Genomic DNA, 22,085 nt, shown 5'->3' with positions numbered 1-22,085 from the left:
CGCGCACCGATGCCTGTTGGATACGGGAGGTCAAACCACCGGTGCACCAAGCGCGCCTGGATCGGGCACGATGAGGACGGACACACTAGGTCGTGGGCGTCACAATGCTCAATAGGAGGCTCAGCAAGCTGCGGTCGCCGACGAAGCCTCGGGAGTTTCGAGCCAGGCCGCGGTCAATGCCATAAGGGCCGCTCTTCGCGGGACGGGCATCATCGCGCCATGGAGACCCAGTGCCTGACCCGCGCGCGTCATTCGCTTGATGGTGGCGGAGAGGAAGGGATTCGAACCCTCGAGACGGTCTCCCGCCTACACACTTTCCAGGCGTGCGCCTTCGACCACTCGGCCACCTCTCCGCCGTCGCGTCTATCAAAGGGCGACAGGCGGCTGCAAGGCGTTTTTCAACATTTATCCATCGGTTTCTGCAGATTTTTGGCTGCCGTCGCGGCCGGACGGGCGCGGGCGCGGCCTATGGGGGCAAAACCTGCCCGAAATGACCTGGGGCTGTGAAGTGCCGGTGCTCGCCTGGCGCACCGGGCAGGTTCAGCTCGAGACCTGTTCGCGCAGGATGGAGGCGGTCAGAGAGACCATAAGGTAGGCGCCCGCGAAGATCAGGAAGGCGAGGATCGTGTTCTCGAACTTGCGCGGATAGCTGGGATCCTCGGACGCGACCGGCGTCACCGATGTGGTCATGTAGCGCGCCTGGCTGTCAGCCTCGCGCCGCGCAGTTTCCAGGCGTTCCAGCGCGGACTGAAGCATCAGGTCGCGGGTGGCGAGGTCGGCTTCGGCCAGCTTGATCTGGACGGCCAGCTCTGCCAGCGACTGCTCGCCCGTGGTGGCGGTCGTCATCTCGGCGTTCAGGGTCGCTAGTAGCGCTTCGAGCCGCCGGATGTCGCCCCGTGTGCCATCCACCTTGGCCTGGTTCGGGCGGGAGTTGTCGAGCAGCGCCTGCAATTGCAGCCTCTTCTCCTGCAGCTCCAGTTCCCGCGTGTTGATCTGGGCGCGCAGGGCGCCGATCCGGCCCTCGGGGTCGACGATATTGCCCTCCTGCTGCATGCGCACCAGCTTTTCCTGCGCGTCGCGCCGGTCGGTCTCCGCCTTTTCGAGGTTCACGAGCGCCGAGTCCACGGAGTCGTTTCGCTTGCGGGCGGTCAGATTGTCGATGCGTTCCTCGGCGTAGCCGATGAGGGCCCGGCTGAACTCTGCCGCGAGTTCGGGGTCGGCGGCCGTCACCTCCATCTTGATGACGCCCTCCGTCGGGTCGAAGCTGATCTGCACGCTCTTCTTGTAGAGCTTGTAGGCGTCTTCGTTGGAGGCCTCGGGATCGAGCCGCTGGATGGGGTCGATGGAGGGCTGCGAGAAGTGGTCCTTGAAGCCCTCGTCGCGGTCTAGGCGCATCATCACCTCCTTCGACTGCAGGAAGCTTTGCGTGGCAATCGCGTCTTGCGACGTGTCGAAAGCGGAGCCGCTCAGCAGACTGGGCACGGCAGAGCCCGCGCCGTCGTTCTTGAGGATCAGGAACTCCGACTTGGTGGCGTACATCGGGGTCGCGACGTTGTAATAGTAGTAGCCCATCACCACCGTCGGCAGCAGTACGAAGACGGCCAGCCGGACCATCAGCAACAGCGTCTTCTTGCGCCGACGCTGGGCCAGGTCCTTCTGGATGCGCTTGATCTCGACCGCGCGCCGTTCGGCGGGGCTGATCGTTTCCGTCGACGGGAGCTTGTGCTTCTCCACCTCGACGGTCTGGGGCAGCTGGACCTTGAACTGCTGTGTCTCGTTCTGGGCCTCGGCGGGCTTCACCAGTTCCAGCATGTTGGTGCGCTGGAAGGGATCGATGCCGCGTGCGCGCAACAGCCGCACCGCGTCGAAATCGGAGGTCGGCGCAAGGCCGTGTTTCTGTGCCACGCGACGCGCCATGCGCAACTGGCGCCCGGTCAGACCCTCGTGGCGGATCGCGTCCATGTCGGTTTCGCCGGCGACCTGCGCGGCCGAGGCGACGTCGCCGCTGCGGGGGGCGTCAGAGGGCTGGGCTTGTGTCTGCGGGGGCTGCGATTGCGGCTGCATGTGGGCCGTCTGCGCGGCGGAGGGGGCGGACCCCGTCTGCGAGAACATCGGCCGCGAATGGGCAGTGGTGGTCCGAACCGATGTCTCACCCTGCGTGGGGGGCTGCGACATGGCCCGTGCCCGCGCCTGACCGGTCACGGGGGCCTGCGCCCGGGGCTGTTGCGATGCCGAGCGGTCCGAGAGGCGTGCGGCGGCCTCCGCCGGCGAGGCGGCAGGGCGGGGCGCAGGCCGCGCTGCCTCGTTGTCCTCCGGAGGACGGCGCGACAGGCTGGCCGTGGGCTGGGCGGGCGGCTGTTGCGCGGCGGGGACCGGGTGCACCGAAGACTCGGACACGATATGGTCCGCGCCGGATGCGGCCTCTGCCGAGGTCGTCGGCGACCTGCGGATCCTGAACTTCTTAGCCTTGGGTTTCGTAGTCATACAATTGCTTCGCTTCTTCCAAGGAATCGAACATGTGGAGCTGACCGTCCATCAGGACCGCCGCTTTCTTCGCAAACTTTTCCAGGACCTTCGGCTGGTGCGACACGATGATGATCGTCGTCGTGCGCAGCCGTTCCGCAAGGAGATCGCCGGCCTTCTGGTTGAACTCCGCATCGGTGGAGTTCGGCATCCCTTCGTCGATCAGGTACATGTCGAAGTCCAGCGCCAGCATCAGGGCGAACGTAAACCGCGCCCGCATGCCCGATGAATAGGTGCCGATGGGCTGGTCGAAGTACTCGTCCAGTCCGCACAGCCACCGGCAGAAGCTTTCGACGTAGTCCGGGTCGAGCCCGTACATCTTCGCGATGAAACGGGCGTTTTCCTTGGCAGAGATCTTCGAAACCACGCCGCCCATGAAGCCCAGCGGAAAGGATATCCGGCAGCCGCGCCGTATCTCTCCCTCGTCGGGCTTTTCGAGACCGGCCATCATGCGGATGATCGTCGTCTTGCCCGTCCCGTTGGGCGCGAGAATGCCCAGGGATTCCCCGAGTTCGACACGGAAGGACGCCCGGTCAAGGATCACCTTGCGCTGGGTGCCGGTCCAGAAGGACTTCGAAACCATGTCGAATTCTAGCATTCAGGGATGCTCCCCGTTTCTGCCCGTTATCCCCGTGTGGAGTTTGGATTTTATTAAAAAAGGAATTTGGCTACATTATGACCCCGGGCCGAAACAAAGACAACGGACAGGGCGGTTCACTCGCCCGGGTTTGAAACAGTCCGGCGCAGTTTCGGGAGGGCGAGGGCCTCTTTCCGCTTCAGCACGGGGCGAGCCGTGGGACCATAGGCCACAAGCGCGGTGCGGTCCGCAAGGGCCGGCAGAAGAGTCAGCAGGGACAGGCGTTCGGGTTGGCCCAGACCGGCGATGCCGATGGGGCCGGGATAGAAGCTTTCCGACAGGACGCCCTCGACCAGCAGGATGTGATGTTTCGCCAGCATGAGGTGGTGATAGCGGACGTGACGCGTGCCCGCCGCGGCTTTCACCGGGCCGTCCGCCTCGGCCAGGTGGCGGGCGCGCACAAGCCGCTGTTCGGCCACCGATGGCGCGGGCCAGAGCAGACAATGCTGCGGCGAGACCAGCACTTCCTTTCGCGCGCCCAGCACGCCCGGTGGGATGCGGATCGGCTTCAGATGCGGGTTCAGTTGCAGCGTGCGTGGCCCGTGGCCCCGCGCTCCGACCCAGATCAGCGGCTGCGGGCCTGCGTCCAGCGTCCATACGATGTCGCCGGGTTTCAGCGTCTCTACCGCACGCGAGCCGTAAGGTGTGGCGATCCGTGTTCCGGTGGTGAAGCAGGCGGTGACGAGATTGTCCTGATCGAGGTTGATCTTGACGTCATCCCCGCTCGGGTTGAAGTCGATGCCGCTTGTCTGGATCGAGGTGATGTCCGGCAGGTCACCGACACCGTCGTCGATGGCCATGAAGTAACGGTCAGAGCCGCCGCCGATGGGGCTGGCGACGATCCATGACACTTGGGACGAGAAGTCATCGCCGACGAGATCGACCGTGCTGCCGCCGTCGTAGGTCACCGTAACCGGGTTCGATGTGTTCGTCGGTGTGTAGATCTGGATGTTGTATGAAACGCCGTCGATGACGAGGATGCCATTGTCGGCGTCCGCCGTTTCATTGATCTCGTTGATCTCAGTGGCGGTGTTGCTGGATTCCTGATCGGAGTAGGTGGCGTTGTCGACAAAGCCGATGATATCACCGCCGCCCCCCGGCGCGGTGGTGTAGGTGGTGAAGGCACCTATGCCTGACAGCTCGATCAGGTCGTAGAGCGGCGTATTGCTTGCTCCCATGCCGGACTCCGTAGTTTTGTCCGGCAATCGTGGTAAACGCGTGCGTCAGGTCTGCGGCGGGTTTCGGACAATTCGGCGGCATTGCCCTGAGTGTTCGGCGCTCAAGAGGAACTGGGGCGTTCGTACAAAACGAAGAACGGCCGCCGGGGGTGCCGGCGGCCGTCCAGATTTCGCACGATCAGGCTTGTCAGAGTTCCTGCTTCTCCACCTTCGTTACCTTGCCGACGATGATCGACACCACGGCGGCAAAGAAGCTGAAGAGCGCGCCCATCTTTGCCGCATCCTGCACCGGGCCGGCATCGAAAGCGACGGACGCCACGAAAAGCGACACGGTAAAGCCGATGGCCGCAACGCAGCCGATCACCACGAGGTCGATGATCCTCATGCCTTCGGGGATGCCCAGGCCAAGCGGCCGTGCAGCGATCCAGCCGAAGATGAAGATACCCACCGGCTTGCCGATCAGCAGCCCCGCGAGAACCAGCCAGGTCGCAGCCCCCATGGAGGAGAACTCCACACCCGCGTTCAACAGGCCGAAGAAGAACAGGATGACCTCCACCGGGTATTTAAGCGCGTGTTCCATGGCGTTCAGCAGATCGTGCAGGTGTTCCTCGGCGGCGGCGAACAGCCCGAAGGCGCGGTCAGCGTGCGGGATCGCCGGCACGATGGGCAGCAGGCCAAGCGCCGGGTGCAGGCCGGACATCATGAAGCCGTACCAGGAAATGCAGCCCGCGATGGCGTAGGGCCAGAACGACAGCGTCTTGCGGACCCAGGTCGAATTCGGGCGGTCCTGCTTGCCGATGTCCAGCTTCCGCGGGAGCGAGTTGAAGGCGAAGAACGCCACGAGCGACGCGCCCACCGACAGCAGCAGCCAGGCCGGGGCAAGGTCGCCCGACGGGTAGAAGATCGCGAGGATGATGAGACCCGCGGCATCGTCGGCGATGGCCAGAAGCAGCAGGAAACGCACCGCCGGGTGGCCCGCACCGAAGACCAGGCGCCCGACGAGGTAGCTGAAGGCGATGTCGGTCGCGGTCGGGATGGCCCAGCCGTTGGCGACGGCGCTGTAGGTCTCGGACCCCATGACCATGGCAAGGCCGAGGTAGACGGCAATCGGACCGAACATGCCGCCCGCGGTGGCGAACAGCGGCGTCGCGGCCTTCTTGCCCCGCAAGGACCCCTGTTCGAGGATCACCGCCTCCCAGACTTCCTTTGCCGCGATGGCGAAGAACAGGGCCATGAGCACGTCGTTGACGAGGTAGTGCAGGGTCAGCGTCCGGTGGCCGTCATGCGGATGGCCGATGGGCGCGTGGTCCCATATCACGAATTCGACGAAGTGGTGATACGTGTCCGCCCAGTAGTGCGGCTGCCCCGCGACCGGAGCGATCACGTCGAGGTTGGCCCAGATCAGCGCTATGACAGCGCCGATGATCAGCAGCAGCGAATAGCTCGCCAGAAAATTCCAGACGCGATACATGAGGCCCCTCTCCCGTTCCTGCGTTGGTAATCGGGGTTATCCGATTGCGCGCGGCGGGGCAACGCAGGCCGCAGCCAAAATTGCCCGAGCGTCATGAGTTGCGGTGGCTTTGACACTTCCCTGCGCGAATGGCGCGGCGGCGGGGCCGCGGTTGGCTGGAAATCGGGCGATTCCAGACCGCTGAACGGAAAAGGCCCCCTGCAGAAACCGGCGCGATTCCGGACCTGCAGGGGGCCTTGGTGGCCGGGTTGTCAGGGCCTCAGGCGATGGCGCCCCAGGCCAGTCCGGCGACGATGGACCCCGCCAGTGCAAAGGCAAGGTAGGCGGCGAAGACGCGCGGCTTGACCAGCGCCCAGACCGCGATGGCGGCGGGGATGCAGCTGACGCCCCCGGCGAGCATGAAGCTCATCGCCGCGCCGTCCGCCATGCCCATGTTCAGAAGCTCGCTGACCAGCGGTACGGCCGCGTAACCGTTCAGGTAGGCGGGCATCCCGACCAGCGCCCCCAGCAGGATCGGCATCAGTCCGCTGCCGCCCAGCACCGAGGCGACCGCGTCGGCAGGGACGTAGTGGATCATCACCGCCTCGATGATGTAGGCCAGCGTGAGCCATTTCAGCAGGAACAGGGCATTGTCGGTGGCGGCCGAACGAAAGACCTCGCGACGTTCCGGCTCCTGCCAGAAGCGCCAGACCGGCTTGCCCTGGAACGGCTTCTTCACGCCGCAACAGCCGCCGACCTTGGGCTTTGCACGCAGCGGGTCGGCAAAGACCGGAGAGGACTTCAGCATCATCGTGCCCAAGCCACCCATCAGGCCGATGCCAACCGCGGCCAGCAATTTGGCGGTCGCGAACTCCATGCCCAGAACGCCCGCTGTGATCGAGAACATCGCCGGGTCCATCAACGGAGAGGCCAGCCAGAAGGCCATGACGGCGGACAGCGGCGCGCCGACGGCCAGCAGTGCGGCGATGAAGGGGATCACCTCGCACGAGCAGAAGGGGGACAGTCCGCCCAGAAGCGCGGCAAAGACGATCATCCGGGTTTCCCGGCCCTCGAAGGCCTTGGCAAGCAGCGTCTCCGCCCCTGTCGCCTTCAGGTAGGCGACGGCGAGGACCGCGAACAGGATGAACGGTGCGGTGTTCAGCAGCGCCCGGGCAGCGAAGGTCACGCTGGGCCAGAACTGCGGCGTGTCCAGCACCGCCACGGCAAGAAGGATCGCCGCAGACGCCATCCAGGCCCAGGAGATCCGCGCCCGGACCTGCGGCCAGAACGGCGTGTTCGAAGAGGTGTCAGCCATGGGAATGCTCCGTTGCACAGCTCGCATCGGCGCAGCAGTGCCGCAAAAGGTAATCCGACAGCGCCCGGACTTCCGCGTAGTCCGCCCCGGCACAGATGATGCTTCTTCCCTGACGCGACTGGGTCACCAGACCGGCCGCGGCAAGAATTTTCAGGTGATGGGTCAGGGTCGATCCGCTGATCCCGCACCGTTCGCCAAGAACGCCGATGGACAGCCCCTCCGACCCGGCACGCACCAGGACATCCAGTACCGCAAGGCGCTGTTCCGAACCGAGGGCCGCGAACTTCGACGCGGCGGTTTCGGGCGTCAGCCCGCTGTGAATCGTCATTTCCATACTTCTAACGTTATCGAAATGAATCCGTCGCGCAAGTGTTATTTCAACAATCTTCGAAATGTTGGGTTCATGCGCGGACTGGCCGGATCCAACGGCCGATCCGCTTGCCAGCAGGCGCCGCCCGGGCGACAGTCCCCGCACACAGACAGCGGAGTTTCCAGATGCAGCCCGGCCCCCTGAACCTCATCACCGACGTGGCTGGTCTGCGGGTCGGGAACGCTTCGGACCCCGCATTGAAATCGGGCACAACCGTCCTGACCGCCGACCGGCCCTTCACCGCTTCCGTCGCGATACACGGCGGGGCGCCCGGCACGCGAGAGACCGCGCTTCTCGCCCCCGACAAATCGGCGCCGGGCGTGGATGCGCTGGTGCTGTCGGGCGGCAGCGCCTTCGGCCTCGCCGCGGCGCAGGGAGTCATGGATGCGCTGCACGTACAGGGCAGGGGGTTCGAGGTCTTCTCGGCCCGCGTGCCCATCGTGCCCGCGGCGATCATCTTCGACCTCTTGAACGGCGGCGAGAAGCGTTGGACCGTGAACCCCTATCCGGACCTGGGCGCTCGCGCGCTCGCCGCCGCCGACACGACCTTTGCCATCGGGACGCAGGGGGCGGGCGCTGGCGGGCAGACGGCGCAGCACAAGGGCGGGCTTGGGTCGGCCTCGCTGGTGCTGGCGGACGGCACCACGGTGGGCGCGCTTGTCGCGGTGAACCCGATGGGAAGCGTGACGACTTCCTCGGGCCGGCACTTCCATGCGGCGCCCTACGAGGTAAACGCCGAGTTTGGTGGCCTCGGCCCGGACCCCCAGCCGTCGCTGGCGTTGCTGCCCAGCCGCAAGGTCGGCGCCATGGCCCAGCAGGGCAACACCACCATCGCGATCGTCGCCACCGATGCCGCGCTCGACAAGGCACAGTGCAACCGTCTTGCCGTTGCGGCGCATGACGGCATCGCCCGGGCCATCCTGCCGGCGCATTCGCCTATGGACGGGGACCTTGTGTTCGCCGCCGCGATGGGGGACCGCCCGCTGATTGAACCGGGGGCGCAGCTCGCCATGATCGGCCACGCCGCCAGCCTGTGCCTCAGCCGAGCCATCGCACGCGCGGTTTGGGAGGCAGAGCCCGAGCCCTACGATACCCTGCCGGCGATCCGGCGGGAGCTTGGGCTCGTCTGAGGCAGGTTTGTCAGCGCAGGATCGGCGGCTTGTCGGGGTCGGAGCCCGGGGCGTCGCGTTCGAATTCCACCCGCGGTTTATCCGGCTCCGGCAGATCGAAGCGCAGACCGACACGAGCCAGACGCGCGCAGATCGGATCGTCGGCCTTGAGGAAGACCACGTCCAGCGCGCCCGCTTCGAGACCGGAGAACACCAGCGCCTCCTGCACCGCTCCGGCCAGAGCCGGTTCGGCCCGTTCCGGAGCGCCGACGATCCCCAGCAGGTGACCGCGCCCGCCGCCCTCATAGCCGACCTCCGCCAGCCACGCGCAGTCCGCCAGACCCGCCGCCGTGGCCAGCTTGGCGTCGAGCGCGGTCAGCAGGACTTCGGGCAGGGCGCGGGGTGCGGAGAGGGTTTCGGCGCGCGCCTCGGCCATGGCGGGGGCCTGCGACAGGGTCTCTGCCAGCCAGGCCAGTGCCTCCGGCGGCAGCAGGATCTGCGAGGGGCCGCTTTCGGGGTTCAGCGCCAGGCCGATGCCCTGACCGGCCAGCATGCCCGCTAGCGCACGGCCCGACATGGCGACATAGGGCACCGCGCGTCCGGCAAAGCCCGACATCCGCGCCTCCCGGTCGAAGACGAGGACGAAGCGCGCGTCGGCCACATCGAAGATCTCCGGTTCGATGGTGTCGCCTGCGGGCTCCCGTTCCAGCATCAGGAACAGCTCGCTCGACGCCAGCCGGTCGTAGAACCGCATCCTTGCGGCGTCGTCGTCCGGGGCGGCTTCCATTTCGGCAAAGGCGCGGTCCAGCGCGGTCTCGGGCATGTCAGGCATCCAGAACCTCTCTGACGCGGGCGCGCAGCACGGGCAGCAGGTCTGCCGCGAACCACGGGTTGCGTTTCAGCCAACCCGTATTGCGCCACGACGGATGCGGCAAGGGCAGGGCGTCGGGCAGAAAGTCGCGCCAGTTGCTCACCGTCTCGGTGACATTCGTCGTGACGCCCAGGTGCCAGCGCTGCGCTATGCCGCCGATGGGCAGGGTCAGGCGGACCTCGGGCAGGCGGTCGACCAGCGGCGCGCGCCATGTCCTTGCGCAGATCGCAGGGGGCGGCAGGTCCGATCCCTTGCGATAGCCGGGAAAGCAGAACCCCATCGGCAGGATCGCCACGCGTGCCTCGTCATAGAACGTGTCCGCGTCGAGGCCGAGCCAGTCGCGCAGCCGGTCTCCCGACGGATCGGTGAAGGGCCGCCCGGAATGGTGCACCTTCATCCCCGGCGCCTGTCCGGCAATCAGCAGGCGCGCGGTGGGCTTGGCGCGCAGCACGGGGCGCGGCGCATGCCCGGTTTCGGTCGCCGCAAAGCGGTCCTCGCAGATGCGGCAGCTGCGCACGTCTTCGATCAGGGCGGAAAGATCGGTCATCCTTCGTAGCTAGGACCGGAACGGCCGCCCTTCAACGCGTCAGATGCAGCGCCCGCCGTCGACCTCCATGCAGACGCCGGTGATCATGCTGGCCTCGTCCGAGCACAGGTAGAGCGCCGCGTTCGCCAGGTCCTCCGGAGTGGAGAACCGGCCCAGCGGGATGGTCGACAGGAACTTGGCCCGCATCTCGGGCGTGTCCTCGCCAAGGAAGCTGGGCAACAGCGGCGTGTCCCCGGCCACCGGGTTCAGCGCGTTCACCCGGATGCCGAAGGGGGCGAGTTCGACGGCCATCGCCTTGGTCGCGGTGTTCATCCAGCCCTTCGACGCGTTGTACCAGTTGAGCTTCGGACGCGGAGAAACCCCGGCGGTGGACGCGATGTTGAGGATCACGCCCGACCCGCGCGCCTTGAAGGCGGGCACCACGGCACGGGCGGTCAGGTAGACCGACTTGCAGTTCACCGCGAACACCCGGTCGAAGTCGTCCTCGCTCACGTCCTCCAGCGGTGTCGGAAGATGCGTGATGCCCGCGTTGTTGACCACGATATCGGGCGTGCCGTGGGCGCCGGTGAAGCCGTCGATCATCTCCGCGACCGAGGTCGGGTCGGAGACGTCGACATGGGTGTGCGGCGCGCCGATCCGCGCCGCGACGCGCACGGCGGCGTCGGTGTTGATGTCGGCCACAAGCACCGTTGCACCTTCGGCGGCAAACCGGGCGGCGATGCCTTCGCCAAATCCCGAGCCGGCCCCGGTCACGATGGCGCGTTTTCCCTGCAATCTCATCGCCCGTATCCTCAGTAGGTTGCGCGACCGCCGGACTGGTCAAAGACCGACGCGGTGGTGAAGGACGCCTCGTCCGAGGCCAGCCAGCAAGCCATGGCGGCGATCTCGTCGACCGTGCCGAAGCGGCCCATGGGGATCTTCGACTTCATGAAGTCGATGAAGGTCTGGGTCATCTGGTCGAAGATCGCGGTGTGCACGGCCGCGGGGGCGATGGCGTTGACCGTGATCCGGGTGTCGGCCAGTTCCTTGCCGAGGGACTTCGTCAGGCCGATGACCGCCGCCTTGGACGACGAATAGGCAGAGGCGTTGGGGTTGCCCTCCTTGCCCGCGACAGAGGCCATGTTGACGATCCGTCCGAACCCGTTCGGACGCATGATGCGCGCGGCGGCCCGGTTGCAGTAGAACAGCCCGTGGACATTCAGCGCATAGACCTTCAGCCAGTCCTCGGTGGGGTAGTCGATCACCGGCACGTTGGGCCCGGTGATCCCGGCAGAGCAGACCAGCGTGTCGAGATGCCCCATGGCCTGCGCGTCCTCCGCCATCGCGGCGTCAACCGCATCCGGGTCGGTGACGTCGACCTGGCGGGTCTTCAGCGGTGTGCCCTCGAGCTTTGCGAGGTTGTCGGCGCTGATGTCCCAGACCGTAACTGTGGCGCCCTCGTCGGCCATGCGACTTGCGATGGCCAGACCGATACCGGAAGCGCCGCCCGTGACGATGGCGGCGCGGTTCTTGAAACGCATGAATGCTCCTCCCTTTACGTGAGGAGAGTGCGGCGAAGTGGACTTAAGGGCAAGGGGTCAGCCGGGCAGTCCCGCCGGCAAACGAGGCGCGGCGGCCAGCAGGCTGCGGGCATATTCGGTCTGCGGTGCCGTGAAGAGCTGTTCGGTGGATGCGTCCTCCACGATCCTGCCGTGGCGCATGACCATCACGCGGTCGGTGACGGAGCGGACGACATGCAGGTCGTGGCTGATGAAGAGCCACGTCAGACCGTGCGACTCCGACAGGCGGGCCAGCAGGTCGAGCACCTGCGCCCGCACCCGGACATCCAAGGCAGAGACCGCCTCGTCAAAGACGATCAGGTCCGGCCGGATGATGAGCGCCCGCGCGATGGCGAGTCGCTGACGCTGCCCGCCGGAGAAGGCGTGGATGTGTTTCGTGGCATCGTCGGGCGACAGGCCCACGGCGGTCAGCGCCTCGGCAACCGCATCCTTCGGCGGCGGCCTGTCGAGCAGGTGGAACGGCTCCGAGATCAGGCGCGCAACCCGGTGGCGCGGGTTGAAGCTGCCGTAGGGGTCCTGGAAAACCACCTGGATCCGACGCTGGGTGTCGCGATTGGGGCGGCCGTTTGCCAGAACCGGCTGGCCATCGATCTCGATCCGGCCGGTGGCCAGCGGCTCAAGGCCGAGAAGCGCGCGCGTGAGCGTGGACTTGCCGCAGCCGGATTCGCCGACGAGGCCCAGCCGCTCGCCCTTGCGGATCGTGAAGCTGACATTGTCGACGGCGGTGAAGCGGCGCTGCTTCGCGAATGGATGTGGACGGGGCAGGGGGTAGGTGACGCTGACATCGGTGGCTTGCAGCAGGGGTTCCCCGGTCTGGCGGACGGGCAGGTGGGCACGATGCGACGAGGCGGCGATGAGCGCGCGAGTATAGGTGTGCTGGGGCTGGTGCAGAAGCTGCGCGGTCGGAGCCGTCTCCACCACGCGACCCTTCTGCATGACGGCGATGCGGTCGGCCATGTCCGCCACCACGGCGAGGTCATGGGTGATGAGCAGGAGCGCCATGCCTTCGGTCCGGGTGAGGTCCTTCAGGAGGTCGAGGATCTGGGCCTGCGTCGTGACGTCGAGCGCGGTGGTCGGTTCGTCCGCGATCAGGAGGCGTGGCTTCAGCGCGATCGCCATGGCGATGACGACCCGCTGCCGCTGCCCGCCGGAAAGCTCGTGCGGATAGCGTCCGGGCGAGACGTCGAGGCCCACCTTTCGCAGCAGTCCGGTCACGTCGGGGGGCATGGCGCGATGGATGCGGAAAACCTCTGCGATCTGGTGGCCGATGGTCTGGAGCGGGTTGAGCGCGGTCATCGGTTCCTGGAAGACCATGCCGATCTCGCGCCCGCGGATGCGGCGCAGGTCGCGGTCGGCAAGGCGGGTGAGGTCGGTATCGCCGAAGCGTATCGTTCCCGAGGCCACGGCAGAGGCAGGCAGGAGCCCCATGACGGCGAGCGCGGTGAGCGACTTGCCTGAGCCGGATTCGCCGGTCAGGGCAAGCGTTTCGCCGTGGTTCATGTGGAAGGACACGTCCTGCAGGACAGGTTTGCCATGGATGGTCGCGGTGAGGCTGTCGACGTGGAGAAGCGGGTTCGGATCGCTTTCGGTGACCCGAACCACGGGGGGCTCTGCCCGCCGGTCCTCTCGAGGGTATCTGGACCAGGATGCAGACATCAGGTCCGGAGCGGCTTCAGGCGCGGGTCGAGGGCGTCGCGCAGGCCGTCGCCAAGGAGGTTCAGGCCGAGCACCATCAGAACGATAGTCAGGCCGGGGATCAGCGCGGTGTGTGGTGCTATGGTCACGAGGGTCTGCGCGTCGGCCAGCATGCGGCCCCAGCTGGGCGTGGGCGGCTGCGCGCCCAGCCCGACATAGGCGAGGCCCGCCTCGGCGAGGATGCCCAGCGAGAACTGGATCGTGGCCTGTACGATGAGCAGGTTGAGGATGTTGGGGAGGATGTGCTCGGCGCTGATCCGGGTGCGTGACTTGCCGCATGTGCGGGCGGCGAGGATGAATTCCCGCGTCCAGAGGGACAGTGCCGCGCCGCGTGTCAGCCGGGCGAAGACCGGGATGTTGAAGATGCCGATGGCGATGATCGCATTGAGGGCGGAAGGCCCGAAGGTGGCTGTGATGAGGATCGCGATCACGAGGCTGGGGAAGGCAAAGACGAGGTCTGACCCGCGGGAGATCGCTTCGTCGATCAGTCCGCCCCGGTATGCGGCGGCGGTCAGGCCGAGGGGGACGCCGAGACCCGCACCGATGGCCACGGCAACGAGCGCCACGGCGATGGATGTGCGCGCGCCCGTCATGAGCATCGACAGGATGTCGCGGCCGAAGTGATCGGTGCCGAGCAGGTGTGCGCCTCCCGGCGGCAGGAGCCGTTGCGGGATGTCCACCTGCGTGACGTCGAACGGGGTCCAGACGAGCGACAGGAGGGCCGCCGCGACCATGAGCGCCGAGAGCGCGCCGCCTATGAGGAGCGCGGGTTTCATCGGCGGCGAAGCCTCGGGTCGGCCAGGGCGTAGGCGAGATCCGTGAGGAAATTTACCAGGATCACTGCGAAGACCAACAGCATGACCACCGATTCCACGGTGATCAGGTCGCGCTGGGATATCGACTGGAAGATCAGCCGGCCGAGGCCGGGCAGGTAGAAGACCTGTTCGATTATGATCGCACCGGCCAGCAGGAAGGAGAACTGCAGCCCGAGAATGGTCAGGACGGGGATCAGCGCGTTGCGCAGACCGTGGCGGCGCAGCGCCTGGGCCCGGGACAGGCCCTTGGCGCGTGCGGTGCGGATGTAGTCCTCGTGCAGGGCATCGATCAGGCTGGACCTGAGGATGCGGGCAAGGATTGCCGCCTGCGGCAGGGCGAGCGCCACGGCGGGCAGGGTCAGGGCCTTGAGGGCGGCGCCGGGATCGTCCCAGCCGGGGAAGCCGCCGGACGGGAAGATGCGCCATGTGATGGCGAAGAGCGACACGAGCAGCATGGCGAACCAGAAGTTCGGCACGGCAACGCCCAGCTGGCTGGCGCCCATGACCGCGATGTCCGCGGGTCTGCCACGGCGGACCGCTGCCACGAGCCCCGCTGGAAAGGCCACGAGAACGGCGAGGAGGAGCGCATAGAGGGTCAGAGGCAGTGAGATCCAGAGCCTGTCCGCGACCATGTCGGCGACCGGCGTCCGGTAAGTGTAGGAGATGCCGAGGTCGCCTGTCAGAAGGCCGCCGACCCACGCGAGGTAACGCTCGGGCGCAGAGAGGTCGAGGTTCAGCTCCGCTCTCAGCGCCGCCAGCGTCTCGGGCTGCGCGTTGATGCCCAGCATGTAGGCGGCAGGGTCGCCCGGCGCGACCTCCACCACGAGGAAGATCACCAGAGAGGCGGCGGCGAGGCTGACGAGGAGCGAGAGCAGGCGGCGGGACAGGTAGGTCAGCATGGCAGGACGGGTGCCGGGGTCATTGCCGGTCTGCGACGGCTTGCGGTTCGGCGGCCAGCGCGAAGAGCAGATCGAGTTGCCCGTCGTCGGGAAGACCGTTCAGCGCCAGCTTCTGCATGCGGGACCCTTCGGTCAGGGTCCGGATGTCGTCGTCGGTCATCCGCGCGTAGTCGCGTTTCCAGTGGCGCAGCATCAGGTCCTTGTAGGAGCCCAGCTTGGCGGTCCGGGACCATGTGGCGTGGATGTCGGGCCGGGTGTCCAGCATGTGCTCGAAGAGGTAATGCGGCCAGAAGTACGGATGCAGGGGGCGGTCCGCACCGCCACCGGGCGCCACGGACCACGCGCGTTTCTTCGGCTCCAGCACCTGTTTGGCCTTGGGCGCGCCGCCGGTCAGGGCCAGCTTCAGCGACGTCAGGCGGAAGGCCAGCGTGCCCTTGGCGCCGGGTTCGAGTTCGCGTCGGCTGACCTGCTGGCGCCGAGGGCTTTGCCAAAAGCGGACGGTCTCCTCCATCCATGCGGTCATGATCGGGTGGCCCGGCGTGGCGGCAAGAAACCAGTTCTCGACCGGGCGGCGGCGATAGGGATCGTGGAAGGCGAAGAAGCCTTCCCGGGTCAGCGCGGGCAGCCAGTCGTCGAGCGGGCGCACCGGCACGGTTGCCGCATCGACGTAGACGCCGCCCCGCGCCTCCAGTTCGTGCATGCGGAAGATGTCGGCCTGCCCCTGGAAAGTGGCCGGGGGATGCGGAATGCCACGGTCGGCGAACGCCTGCCGTGCGTCGGAGGCGTCGAACATGTGCACCTGCCACGCCGGGTTCAGCGCGGCCCAGGCGTCCCAGCAGCGACGCACGATGGCGGGCGCCTGCGCTTCACCCTGCGCCCAGTAAAAGACAAGCCGTTTCGGCACCATGCACGAACCCTCCCGCCCCCGCTTATCGGGCGAAGGGGGTGGCGGGGGCAAGGGGCTGCCGCACATTGCGTTCGCGCCACGCTTGTTGCCACTGGATCATGTCGCAGGCGGATCAGATGACCGGCGGCTGCGACTGCAGCCTGATGGAGAGGTTCATGCTGTCTGGATCGATCGGGCATGCACAAAGGCGTGATCGCGGTCTGCTTCACCTGCCGCGGCGGCCTTAAGAACCCGATACCTGGGTGGAAGAACCGGGCGCGGACCCAACCGCGTTATTCCGTTTCCAACGACCGGCTGGTGCTTCGCATGGCTGATGCGACCGTCTGCCCGTGGCGCGTCATCCATCTGCCGGTCACCGCGAAACCGTTCAAGTCCAACCATCCTCGGTGTCCGGCCTGAACGTCACCCCAGGAATTCGAGCAAGGCGCGCGTCGTTTCCCCCGGCGACTGGTCGATGAAGAAATGCCCTCCGGGGACGGTGCCCGCCCGCATGTCGGCCAGCCGGTCGGCCCAGGTGGCGGGCACGTTGTAGGCCCGGGCCATTGCTCCGTCCGCGCCGTAGAGGACCAGAGACGGCACCTCGACCTGGCGGTCGAGATCGGCCTCGTCCAGCGCGAAATCCACGTCGATGGCGGCGCGGTAGTCGTCGCACATGGCGCGGCGGCACTCGGGATCGGCCCATGCCGCACGGTAGGCCTCCAGCTTCGGGAAGTCCGAAAGTTTCGCGCCGCCCCAGCCCAGCAGGCAGCTTTCGTAATAGGCGTCGGGATCGGCGGCGATCATGTTCTCCGGGAAGGGGTGGGGCTGGCTGAGGAAGAACCAGTGATAATAGGCGCGGGCGACCGGATGTGTCAGCCGCGACAGCAGAAGATGCGTGGGCACGATGTCCATCAGGGTCAGGCTCAGCAGCCGCCCCGGCGCATCAAGGGCGAGCCGATGGGCCGTCCGGGCCCCCCGGTCATGGCCGATAAGGTGGAAGGCTTCGTACCCGAGGCGCGTCATCAACGCCGTCATGTCGCCCGCCATGGCGCGGAAACTGTAGGCTTCGACTCCCGCCGGCTTGCCGCTTTCCCCGTAGCCGCGCAGGTCCGCGGCGACCACCGTGAACCGCTCGGCCAGCCTCGGCGCGACCTCCGCCCACATCGCGCGGGTCTGGGGAAAGCCGTGCAGCAGGAGGACGGCGGGACCGCGCCCGCCTTTCTCGTAGGCGATCTCCACCCCGTCGAGGTCCGCCCGGCCGGGCGTGAACCCCGGAATGTCGTTGCGCATGATCCCCTCCCGGCCCGCGTTGCCCGCATTTTGGCCCCGGGCGGGCGGTTGCCGTCAAGACGGGACCGCGATCCCGTCTTCCGGTTGTGCCCCGGCGAAGGGACGCTAGGCTGTCGGCATCGAGACAAGGGAGAACGGCATGACGGTCCTGACCGAGGCAGAGGACATTTCGGATATCGCGTTTGGCTACATGGGCTCCAAGGCACTGTTCGCGGCGCTCGAATTCGGCGTGTTCACCGCCTTGTCGCAGGGCAATACGGGGTTGTCCGACCTCGCCCGGGCCACGGGGCTCCCGGAAGGGCGCTGCCGGACGCTGCTGTCCGCGCTGGTGGGGCTGGGGCTTGTCACGCATGACGATGCAGGTTTTGCGAATTCCCCGGCGGCGGAGTCGTTCCTCGTGAAAGGTGCGCGTCACGACTTTGGCGATTACCTGCGCCTTCAGGTCGGGCGGCAGATGTATCCGCTGATGGACCAGATCGAGAAGGCGCTGACCGGCGATCTCGACGACGGGGACACCGGGTCCTACGCGGAGTGGTTCGCCGATCCGGAGGAGGCTCGGCTTTATTCCGAAAGCCAGCACGCCGGGTCGCTCGGGCCCGCCCGCGGGCTGGCAAAGAAGGTTGACCTGTCGGGCATCGGCAGCCTGCTCGACGTGGGCGGCGGAACGGGCGCCTTTGCCATCACGCTGGCCCGCAAGAACCCGAACCTGCGGATCACCGTGCTGGACTTCCCCAACGTGGCGCGGCTGGGCGAGGCCTACGTGGCCGATGCGGGGTTGTCTTCGCAGATCGGCTATCGCCATGGCAACGCACTTGAGGCCGATTGGCCCGGCGGGCAGGATGCCGTGCTGATGAGCTACCTGTTTTCCGGCGTGCCGGACCACAGCCACGCGGGCCTTCTGCGCAAGGCGTTCGACGCCCTCAACCCCGGCGGTCAGGTGCTGATCCACGACTTCATCGTCGACGCCGACCTGTCGGGGCCGAAGAACACCGCGCTCTGGCAGCTTCAGCACACCGCCTTCACGCCGGAGGCGCGGTCGCTCGACGACGACTGGTTGACCGGCGCGCTGGAGGCCGCCGGGTTCAGCGATGCCGAGGTCGGGCCGCTGATCCCCGGGATGACCAAGCTGGCCACGGCCCGCAGGCCCTAAGCAAAGAGTGGCCGCGTGCGCCGCGCGCCACCGGCGGAAATCCTGACTTTGGGTGATTTGGCTGCTGACACAGGCGGCGAACCCCGGTAGCGTCCCGGCGAATTTGAAGAAACGAACCGATGCTACGGCTGAATCCTGTTCAATCCCAAACCTTTGACAGACTTTCCGAAGACGTCTTCGCTGGTCGTCTCGTGGAATACCTGTGTGAGGCTGTTCCCGCCTACCTGCCGCTCTTTCCGGCCCCCCAGCGCAAGGTGATCGTCCGCAACATCATCGCGCGTGCGCGCGCTTTCGGTTTCGAATGGGAAAGCAGTTTCGGCCTGCTGGGCGACCTTGTGCTTTCGGTCGCACCGAACCTGTGGTCCGACCCCCGGATCGGTCCTCTGCTGCATGCCGCGCGTGATTCCGATCTCCAGTTCCAGCTCGCCACCTTGTCGCAGGACGACTGGAACCGGGCAGAGGCGCGGCGCAGCGACGTTCTCGCCTGGCTGCCTCCGGCGCTGGACGGGGCAGCGGGCTGGGCGCCTGCCGATGCGTGTCTGGACGTGATGCTCTGGGATTCCTCCAAGGATTGCCGCGTTGCCCTGCGTGGCGATGTCGCGCGGGCCATGTCGGATTTCGGGCTGGGCAACTCTCTCGATGCGTTCTGCGTCTGCGCAGGCTGGGTGCATCTTTACGGCCCCGACCGGATGGACGAGAGGCGCCATCCATGGCTGCGCGACATCCTGTCTCCGGCGATGGCCGGTCCGGTCCGGCTTGCGGCCCTGAGGGCGCGGGTCATGCTCGACCACGCGCGGCGGGTCTGACATGGGATTCTGGTCTGGCGTTCAATCGGGCTTTGTCGGCGCGGCCAAGGGCACTTGGGAGGGTGTGAAGGGCGCGGGCAGCTACGCATGGGATTTCGCCACCGACGGCGCGACTCGGGAAGCGGCATGGCAAGGCGCCGTGTCCGCCAGCCAGAGCGCCGGGCAATACGCGACCGACAGCTGGAACGACCCTTCGAAACCGTTCCGCGATCTGGGCAATGCCGCTTCGGACGCCTATGCGGCCGCAGACAACTTTGCCCGCACCGCCGATGCGGAACAATGGGGAGAGCTGGCGGGAGGCGGAGCCTTCACCGTCGCGACCCTGCCGGTGGGCGGGCTTGCGGCCAAGGGCGTGGCCCGCGGCGGTGCCGCACTGAACGCGGCCCGCGGTACTAAGGCCGTGAACGCCGCGCGCCGGGCCGGCACGCTCGCAGACGACGCTCCGCCCTGTGCCAGCTGCGCCGCACGGCGCGCGCCGCCCAAGCGCGCCCCGCACCTGCGGAGCGACCTGTCCGACGAATGGTTCGATCCTGACACGGGCGAACTGCGCTGGCCTCCGAACGACGGTTTCGAGGGGACGCCCACCACGGAAACGCTGCAACCGGGCACGCGGATCGACCGTTTCAGCGGACGCACCGGCGAGGCCGACACCGGCAGTTTCCTGTCACCGGAAGGCGCCTCCTTCGAGTCGCGCGCGCTTCCATACGAACCATCCATGCAGCGCCACGCTGTCTACGAAGTGGTGGAGCCGTTCGAGGTGCAGTCCGGCAGCGCCGCGCCGTGGTTCGACCAGCCCGGCGGGGCGACGCAGTACAAGACCGGTGCCTCGGTCGGCGACCTGATCCGGCAGGGCAAGATCCGGCAAGTTCAATGAGGACAAAGAAAATGACAGTCGAGGAAATGAAGGCCTATCTCGCCGCCCATGGGGTCGAGGACGGCTCGGTTTACACGCATGGCGGCCTTGGTGCGGGAGAGATCGACGGGATCGAGTTCATCGATGGCGCCTGGCACACGTACTTCAGCGAACGCGGTTCCAAAAACAACTACCGCCGCTGGGACAGCGAGGCAGAGGCGGTGGCCTGGATGCTGCCCCGCGCCGAAGATCTCGCCCGGCTCTACCGCATCTGGAAAGACTGATGACCCTGTTCGAACTGCACGAGATGCTGGAGCAGAACGGCGCGGTCTACGGGCGGCATTTCACATTCGGCGGGTTGGGCGACGGCGTGCCGGGGATCGAACTGCGCCGGGGCCGCTATTACACCTATCGTGCCGAACGGGACGGCGGTTTCCGCAAGACCGATTTCCGGCTGCAGCCCTCGGAAGACGAGGCCTGCGCCGTGCTGGAGCGTCAGGCGATCGAGTTGGCAGAAGCCGACGGCGCCTGGACGGGCTGAGACCGCCCGGCCTATTCCGTCCAGTGCACCTCGGTCAGGTCGGTGGCCTGTGTCGGGGCATTGGTCCAGATCCCCTCGAGCCGCGCATCCGCGATGGTCGGGAAGGCAAGCTGGAAGAGGTAGCCGTTCACGTAATCCCGCGCGATCATCTCCTGCGCCTGATGCAGTAGCTCGGTGCGTGCCTCGGGCTCGGACGTGGCGGTCAGCTTGTCCATCAGCGCCACGAACTCCGGCTTGCCGTACTGGAAGTAGTAGTCGGGCCGCGCGTAGATGCCGATGTCGAAGGGTTCGGTGTGGGACACGATGGTCAGCCCGAAGTCCTTGCCATTGAAGACCTGCTCCAGCCACTGAGCCCATTCGAGGTTGGTGATCTCGGTCTCGATCCCGACCTCGCGCAACTGGGCGGCAATGATCTCGCCGCCGCGGCGGGCGTAGGACGGCGGCGGCAGCTTCAGCGTGGTGGAGAATCCGTCGGCCAGCCCGGCCTCGGCCAGAAGCGCCTTTGACTTCTCGGGGTCGAAATTCGAAAGCGCGGTCAGGTCCTCGTAGTCGGGGTTGTGCGGGGCGAAATGCGTTCCGATGGGCGTGCCCAGCCCGAACATCGCGCCGTCGATCACCGCCTGCCGGTCGATGGCATGGGCCACCGCCTCGCGCACGCGCACATCGTCGAAGGGCGCCACGGCATTGTTCATGGCAAGGATCGTCTCGCCCTCGGTCGAGCCCCTGAGCACCTTGAATCGCGGATCGGCCTCGAACTGCGGCAGGTTCTCCGGCGCGGGGAAGCCCGCGAAGGCGTCGATGTCCTGCGCCATCATCGCGGCGAAGGCCGCCGTCGGATCGGAGATGAACTTGAAGGTCGCCTGCGTCAGCGCCGGTGCGTCGCCCCAGTAGTCATCGTTGCGGACCAGCGTAATCGAGTCGCCCTGCCGCCAGTCCTGGAACCGGAAGGGCCCGGTGCCCACGGGACGCGCCTTGATGTCGTCAATCGATTCGGGCGCGACGATCACCGCATCGCCCCACGCGAGGTTGAACAGAAGGTTGCCGTCCGGCTGCGACAGAGTGACCTTCACCGTCGCAGGGTCAACGGCCTCGACCGAGGCGATGCCGGCGAAAAGCTGCTTCTGCGCATTGGTGGAGTCCTTTGCGCGCGCGCGGTCGAGGCTGAAGACCACGTCCTCCGCATCGAAGGTGGTGCCGTCATGGAACGTCGCCCCCTCGACCAGGTGAAAGGTGTAGGTCAGCCCGTCGTCGGAGATCTCCCATTCGCGGGCGAGGCCGGGGACAACCGCGCCGGTTTCCGTGAATTTCGTCAATCCTTCGAAGACGTTGGTATACAGCACGCTATCGATCGCCCCGGCGGCCGCGGAGGTCGGATCGAGGTGCGGCGGCTCCAGTTGCAGGGCGATGGTGAGATCGGTCTGCTGGGCCTGCGCAAACGAGGCAGTACCGGCCAGCAGCGCGGCGAGGACAAGGCGTTTCATGCTGTCTCCCATGGGGCAAGTACGCTCTTGATGGAATTTTCCCCGTAAATCTTCAAGCACTGATGCCTAAATGATAAGTATGGGCTCGCCCTACGTGATAGGTAGCGCCG

22 protein-coding genes and 1 tRNA gene are annotated in these 22,085 nt (G+C 66.7%); 6 read left to right on the top strand and 17 right to left on the bottom strand.

What is annotated here, in order from left to right:
- Positions 1 to 263: 263 nt before the first annotated feature.
- The 7 genes from ACU0DV_RS11455 to ACU0DV_RS11425 form a co-directional block, all read right to left on the bottom strand.
- Positions 264 to 353, bottom strand: a tRNA-Ser gene (locus tag ACU0DV_RS11455).
- 187 nt (positions 354 to 540) lie between these two features.
- A complete protein-coding gene (locus ACU0DV_RS11450; protein ID WP_446242692.1) occupies positions 541 to 2,484 on the bottom strand; it encodes a capsule biosynthesis protein in 1,944 nt (647 codons plus the stop codon).
- Positions 2,462 to 3,121 (bottom strand): ABC transporter ATP-binding protein, encoded by a 660-nt coding sequence (locus tag ACU0DV_RS11445; protein WP_100929112.1) that lies wholly within the window; start codon positions 3,119 to 3,121, stop codon positions 2,462 to 2,464. The genes ACU0DV_RS11450 and ACU0DV_RS11445 overlap by 23 nt, the downstream gene beginning before the upstream one ends.
- A 116-nt stretch (positions 3,122 to 3,237) precedes the next feature.
- Positions 3,238 to 4,338, bottom strand: coding sequence for a Hint domain-containing protein (locus tag ACU0DV_RS11440; RefSeq protein WP_446242693.1), 1,101 nt, complete (start codon positions 4,336 to 4,338; stop codon positions 3,238 to 3,240).
- Positions 4,339 to 4,525: 187 nt separating this feature from the next.
- On the bottom strand, positions 4,526 to 5,809 hold the full coding sequence (locus ACU0DV_RS11435) for a Na+/H+ antiporter NhaA (protein ID WP_283981305.1): 1,284 nt from the start codon (positions 5,807 to 5,809) through the stop codon (positions 4,526 to 4,528).
- A gap of 259 nt (positions 5,810 to 6,068) precedes the next feature.
- Positions 6,069 to 7,103 (bottom strand): permease, encoded by a 1,035-nt coding sequence (locus ACU0DV_RS11430; protein WP_100929115.1) that lies wholly within the window; start codon positions 7,101 to 7,103, stop codon positions 6,069 to 6,071.
- On the bottom strand, positions 7,096 to 7,437 hold the full coding sequence (locus ACU0DV_RS11425) for an ArsR/SmtB family transcription factor (protein WP_370313049.1): 342 nt from the start codon (positions 7,435 to 7,437) through the stop codon (positions 7,096 to 7,098). The genes ACU0DV_RS11430 and ACU0DV_RS11425 overlap by 8 nt, the downstream gene beginning before the upstream one ends.
- 161 nt (positions 7,438 to 7,598) lie before the next feature.
- On the opposite strand from ACU0DV_RS11425, the gene ACU0DV_RS11420 reads away from it, so the two are divergent.
- Positions 7,599 to 8,603, top strand: coding sequence for a P1 family peptidase (locus ACU0DV_RS11420; protein ID WP_446242694.1), 1,005 nt, complete (start codon positions 7,599 to 7,601; stop codon positions 8,601 to 8,603).
- Between the two features lie 10 nt (positions 8,604 to 8,613).
- Here the strand turns inward: ACU0DV_RS11420 and ACU0DV_RS11415 are convergent, their stop codons facing one another.
- The 9 genes from ACU0DV_RS11415 to ACU0DV_RS11375 form a co-directional block, all read right to left on the bottom strand.
- Positions 8,614 to 9,414 (bottom strand): SseB family protein, encoded by an 801-nt coding sequence (locus ACU0DV_RS11415; RefSeq protein ID WP_446242695.1) that lies wholly within the window; start codon positions 9,412 to 9,414, stop codon positions 8,614 to 8,616.
- Entirely contained in the window at positions 9,407 to 10,000 is a 594-nt protein-coding gene (locus tag ACU0DV_RS11410; RefSeq protein WP_446242696.1) for a uracil-DNA glycosylase family protein, read from the bottom strand. Before ACU0DV_RS11410 ends, ACU0DV_RS11415 begins: the two co-directional genes overlap by 8 nt.
- Before the next feature lie 39 nt (positions 10,001 to 10,039).
- Positions 10,040 to 10,780, bottom strand: coding sequence for an SDR family oxidoreductase (locus ACU0DV_RS11405; protein WP_370313046.1), 741 nt, complete (start codon positions 10,778 to 10,780; stop codon positions 10,040 to 10,042).
- A gap of 11 nt (positions 10,781 to 10,791) precedes the next feature.
- Positions 10,792 to 11,520: an SDR family NAD(P)-dependent oxidoreductase gene (locus tag ACU0DV_RS11400; protein ID WP_446242697.1), complete on the bottom strand. Its 729-nt coding sequence runs from the start codon at positions 11,518 to 11,520 to the stop codon at positions 10,792 to 10,794.
- 57 nt (positions 11,521 to 11,577) lie between these two features.
- Positions 11,578 to 13,215 carry an ABC transporter ATP-binding protein gene (locus tag ACU0DV_RS11395; RefSeq protein ID WP_446242698.1) on the bottom strand — a complete coding sequence of 546 codons (1,638 nt, stop codon included), beginning with the start codon at positions 13,213 to 13,215 and terminating at the stop codon, positions 11,578 to 11,580.
- A complete protein-coding gene (locus tag ACU0DV_RS11390; protein ID WP_370313044.1) occupies positions 13,215 to 14,030 on the bottom strand; it encodes an ABC transporter permease in 816 nt (271 codons plus the stop codon). The genes ACU0DV_RS11395 and ACU0DV_RS11390 overlap by 1 nt, the downstream gene beginning before the upstream one ends.
- The gene (locus tag ACU0DV_RS11385; RefSeq protein WP_446242699.1) at positions 14,027 to 14,968 is read right to left on the bottom strand and encodes an ABC transporter permease; all 942 of its coding nucleotides are present in this window, start codon (positions 14,966 to 14,968) and stop codon (positions 14,027 to 14,029) included. Before ACU0DV_RS11385 ends, ACU0DV_RS11390 begins: the two co-directional genes overlap by 4 nt.
- Positions 14,969 to 14,987: 19 nt before the next feature.
- Positions 14,988 to 15,875, bottom strand: a complete 888-nt coding sequence (locus ACU0DV_RS11380) for a glycosyltransferase family 32 protein (RefSeq protein ID WP_446242700.1) — start codon at positions 15,873 to 15,875, stop codon at positions 14,988 to 14,990.
- A 402-nt stretch (positions 15,876 to 16,277) separates the two neighbouring features.
- Entirely contained in the window at positions 16,278 to 17,144 is an 867-nt protein-coding gene (locus ACU0DV_RS11375; RefSeq protein ID WP_446242701.1) for an alpha/beta fold hydrolase, read from the bottom strand.
- Positions 17,145 to 17,283: 139 nt separating this feature from the next.
- Between ACU0DV_RS11375 and ACU0DV_RS11370 the strand changes: the two genes are divergently transcribed.
- The 5 genes from ACU0DV_RS11370 (at position 17,284) to ACU0DV_RS11350 (ending at position 20,494) form a co-directional block, all read left to right on the top strand.
- Positions 17,284 to 18,294, top strand: a complete 1,011-nt coding sequence (locus ACU0DV_RS11370) for a methyltransferase (RefSeq protein WP_446242702.1) — start codon at positions 17,284 to 17,286, stop codon at positions 18,292 to 18,294.
- A gap of 191 nt (positions 18,295 to 18,485) precedes the next feature.
- Positions 18,486 to 19,100: a hypothetical protein gene (locus ACU0DV_RS11365; RefSeq protein WP_446242703.1), complete on the top strand. Its 615-nt coding sequence runs from the start codon at positions 18,486 to 18,488 to the stop codon at positions 19,098 to 19,100.
- 1 nt (position 19,101) lies between these two features.
- Positions 19,102 to 19,974: a TNT domain-containing protein gene (locus ACU0DV_RS11360; RefSeq protein WP_446242704.1), complete on the top strand. Its 873-nt coding sequence runs from the start codon at positions 19,102 to 19,104 to the stop codon at positions 19,972 to 19,974.
- 11 nt (positions 19,975 to 19,985) lie between these two features.
- Complete coding sequence (locus ACU0DV_RS11355) at positions 19,986 to 20,237, top strand: hypothetical protein (protein WP_100929130.1); 252 nt, start codon at positions 19,986 to 19,988, stop codon at positions 20,235 to 20,237.
- Positions 20,237 to 20,494 carry a hypothetical protein gene (locus ACU0DV_RS11350; protein ID WP_446242705.1) on the top strand — a complete coding sequence of 86 codons (258 nt, stop codon included), beginning with the start codon at positions 20,237 to 20,239 and terminating at the stop codon, positions 20,492 to 20,494. The genes ACU0DV_RS11355 and ACU0DV_RS11350 overlap by 1 nt, the downstream gene beginning before the upstream one ends.
- A gap of 11 nt (positions 20,495 to 20,505) precedes the next feature.
- Here the strand turns inward: ACU0DV_RS11350 and ACU0DV_RS11345 are convergent, their stop codons facing one another.
- Positions 20,506 to 21,975: an ABC transporter substrate-binding protein gene (locus ACU0DV_RS11345; protein ID WP_446242706.1), complete on the bottom strand. Its 1,470-nt coding sequence runs from the start codon at positions 21,973 to 21,975 to the stop codon at positions 20,506 to 20,508.
- Positions 21,976 to 22,085 lie beyond the last annotated feature (110 nt).

This window comes from Sagittula sp. (genome assembly GCF_052825245.1).
The sequence above is the reverse complement of the archived record's forward strand: the minus strand, read 5'-3'. Positions and strand labels throughout refer to the sequence as shown.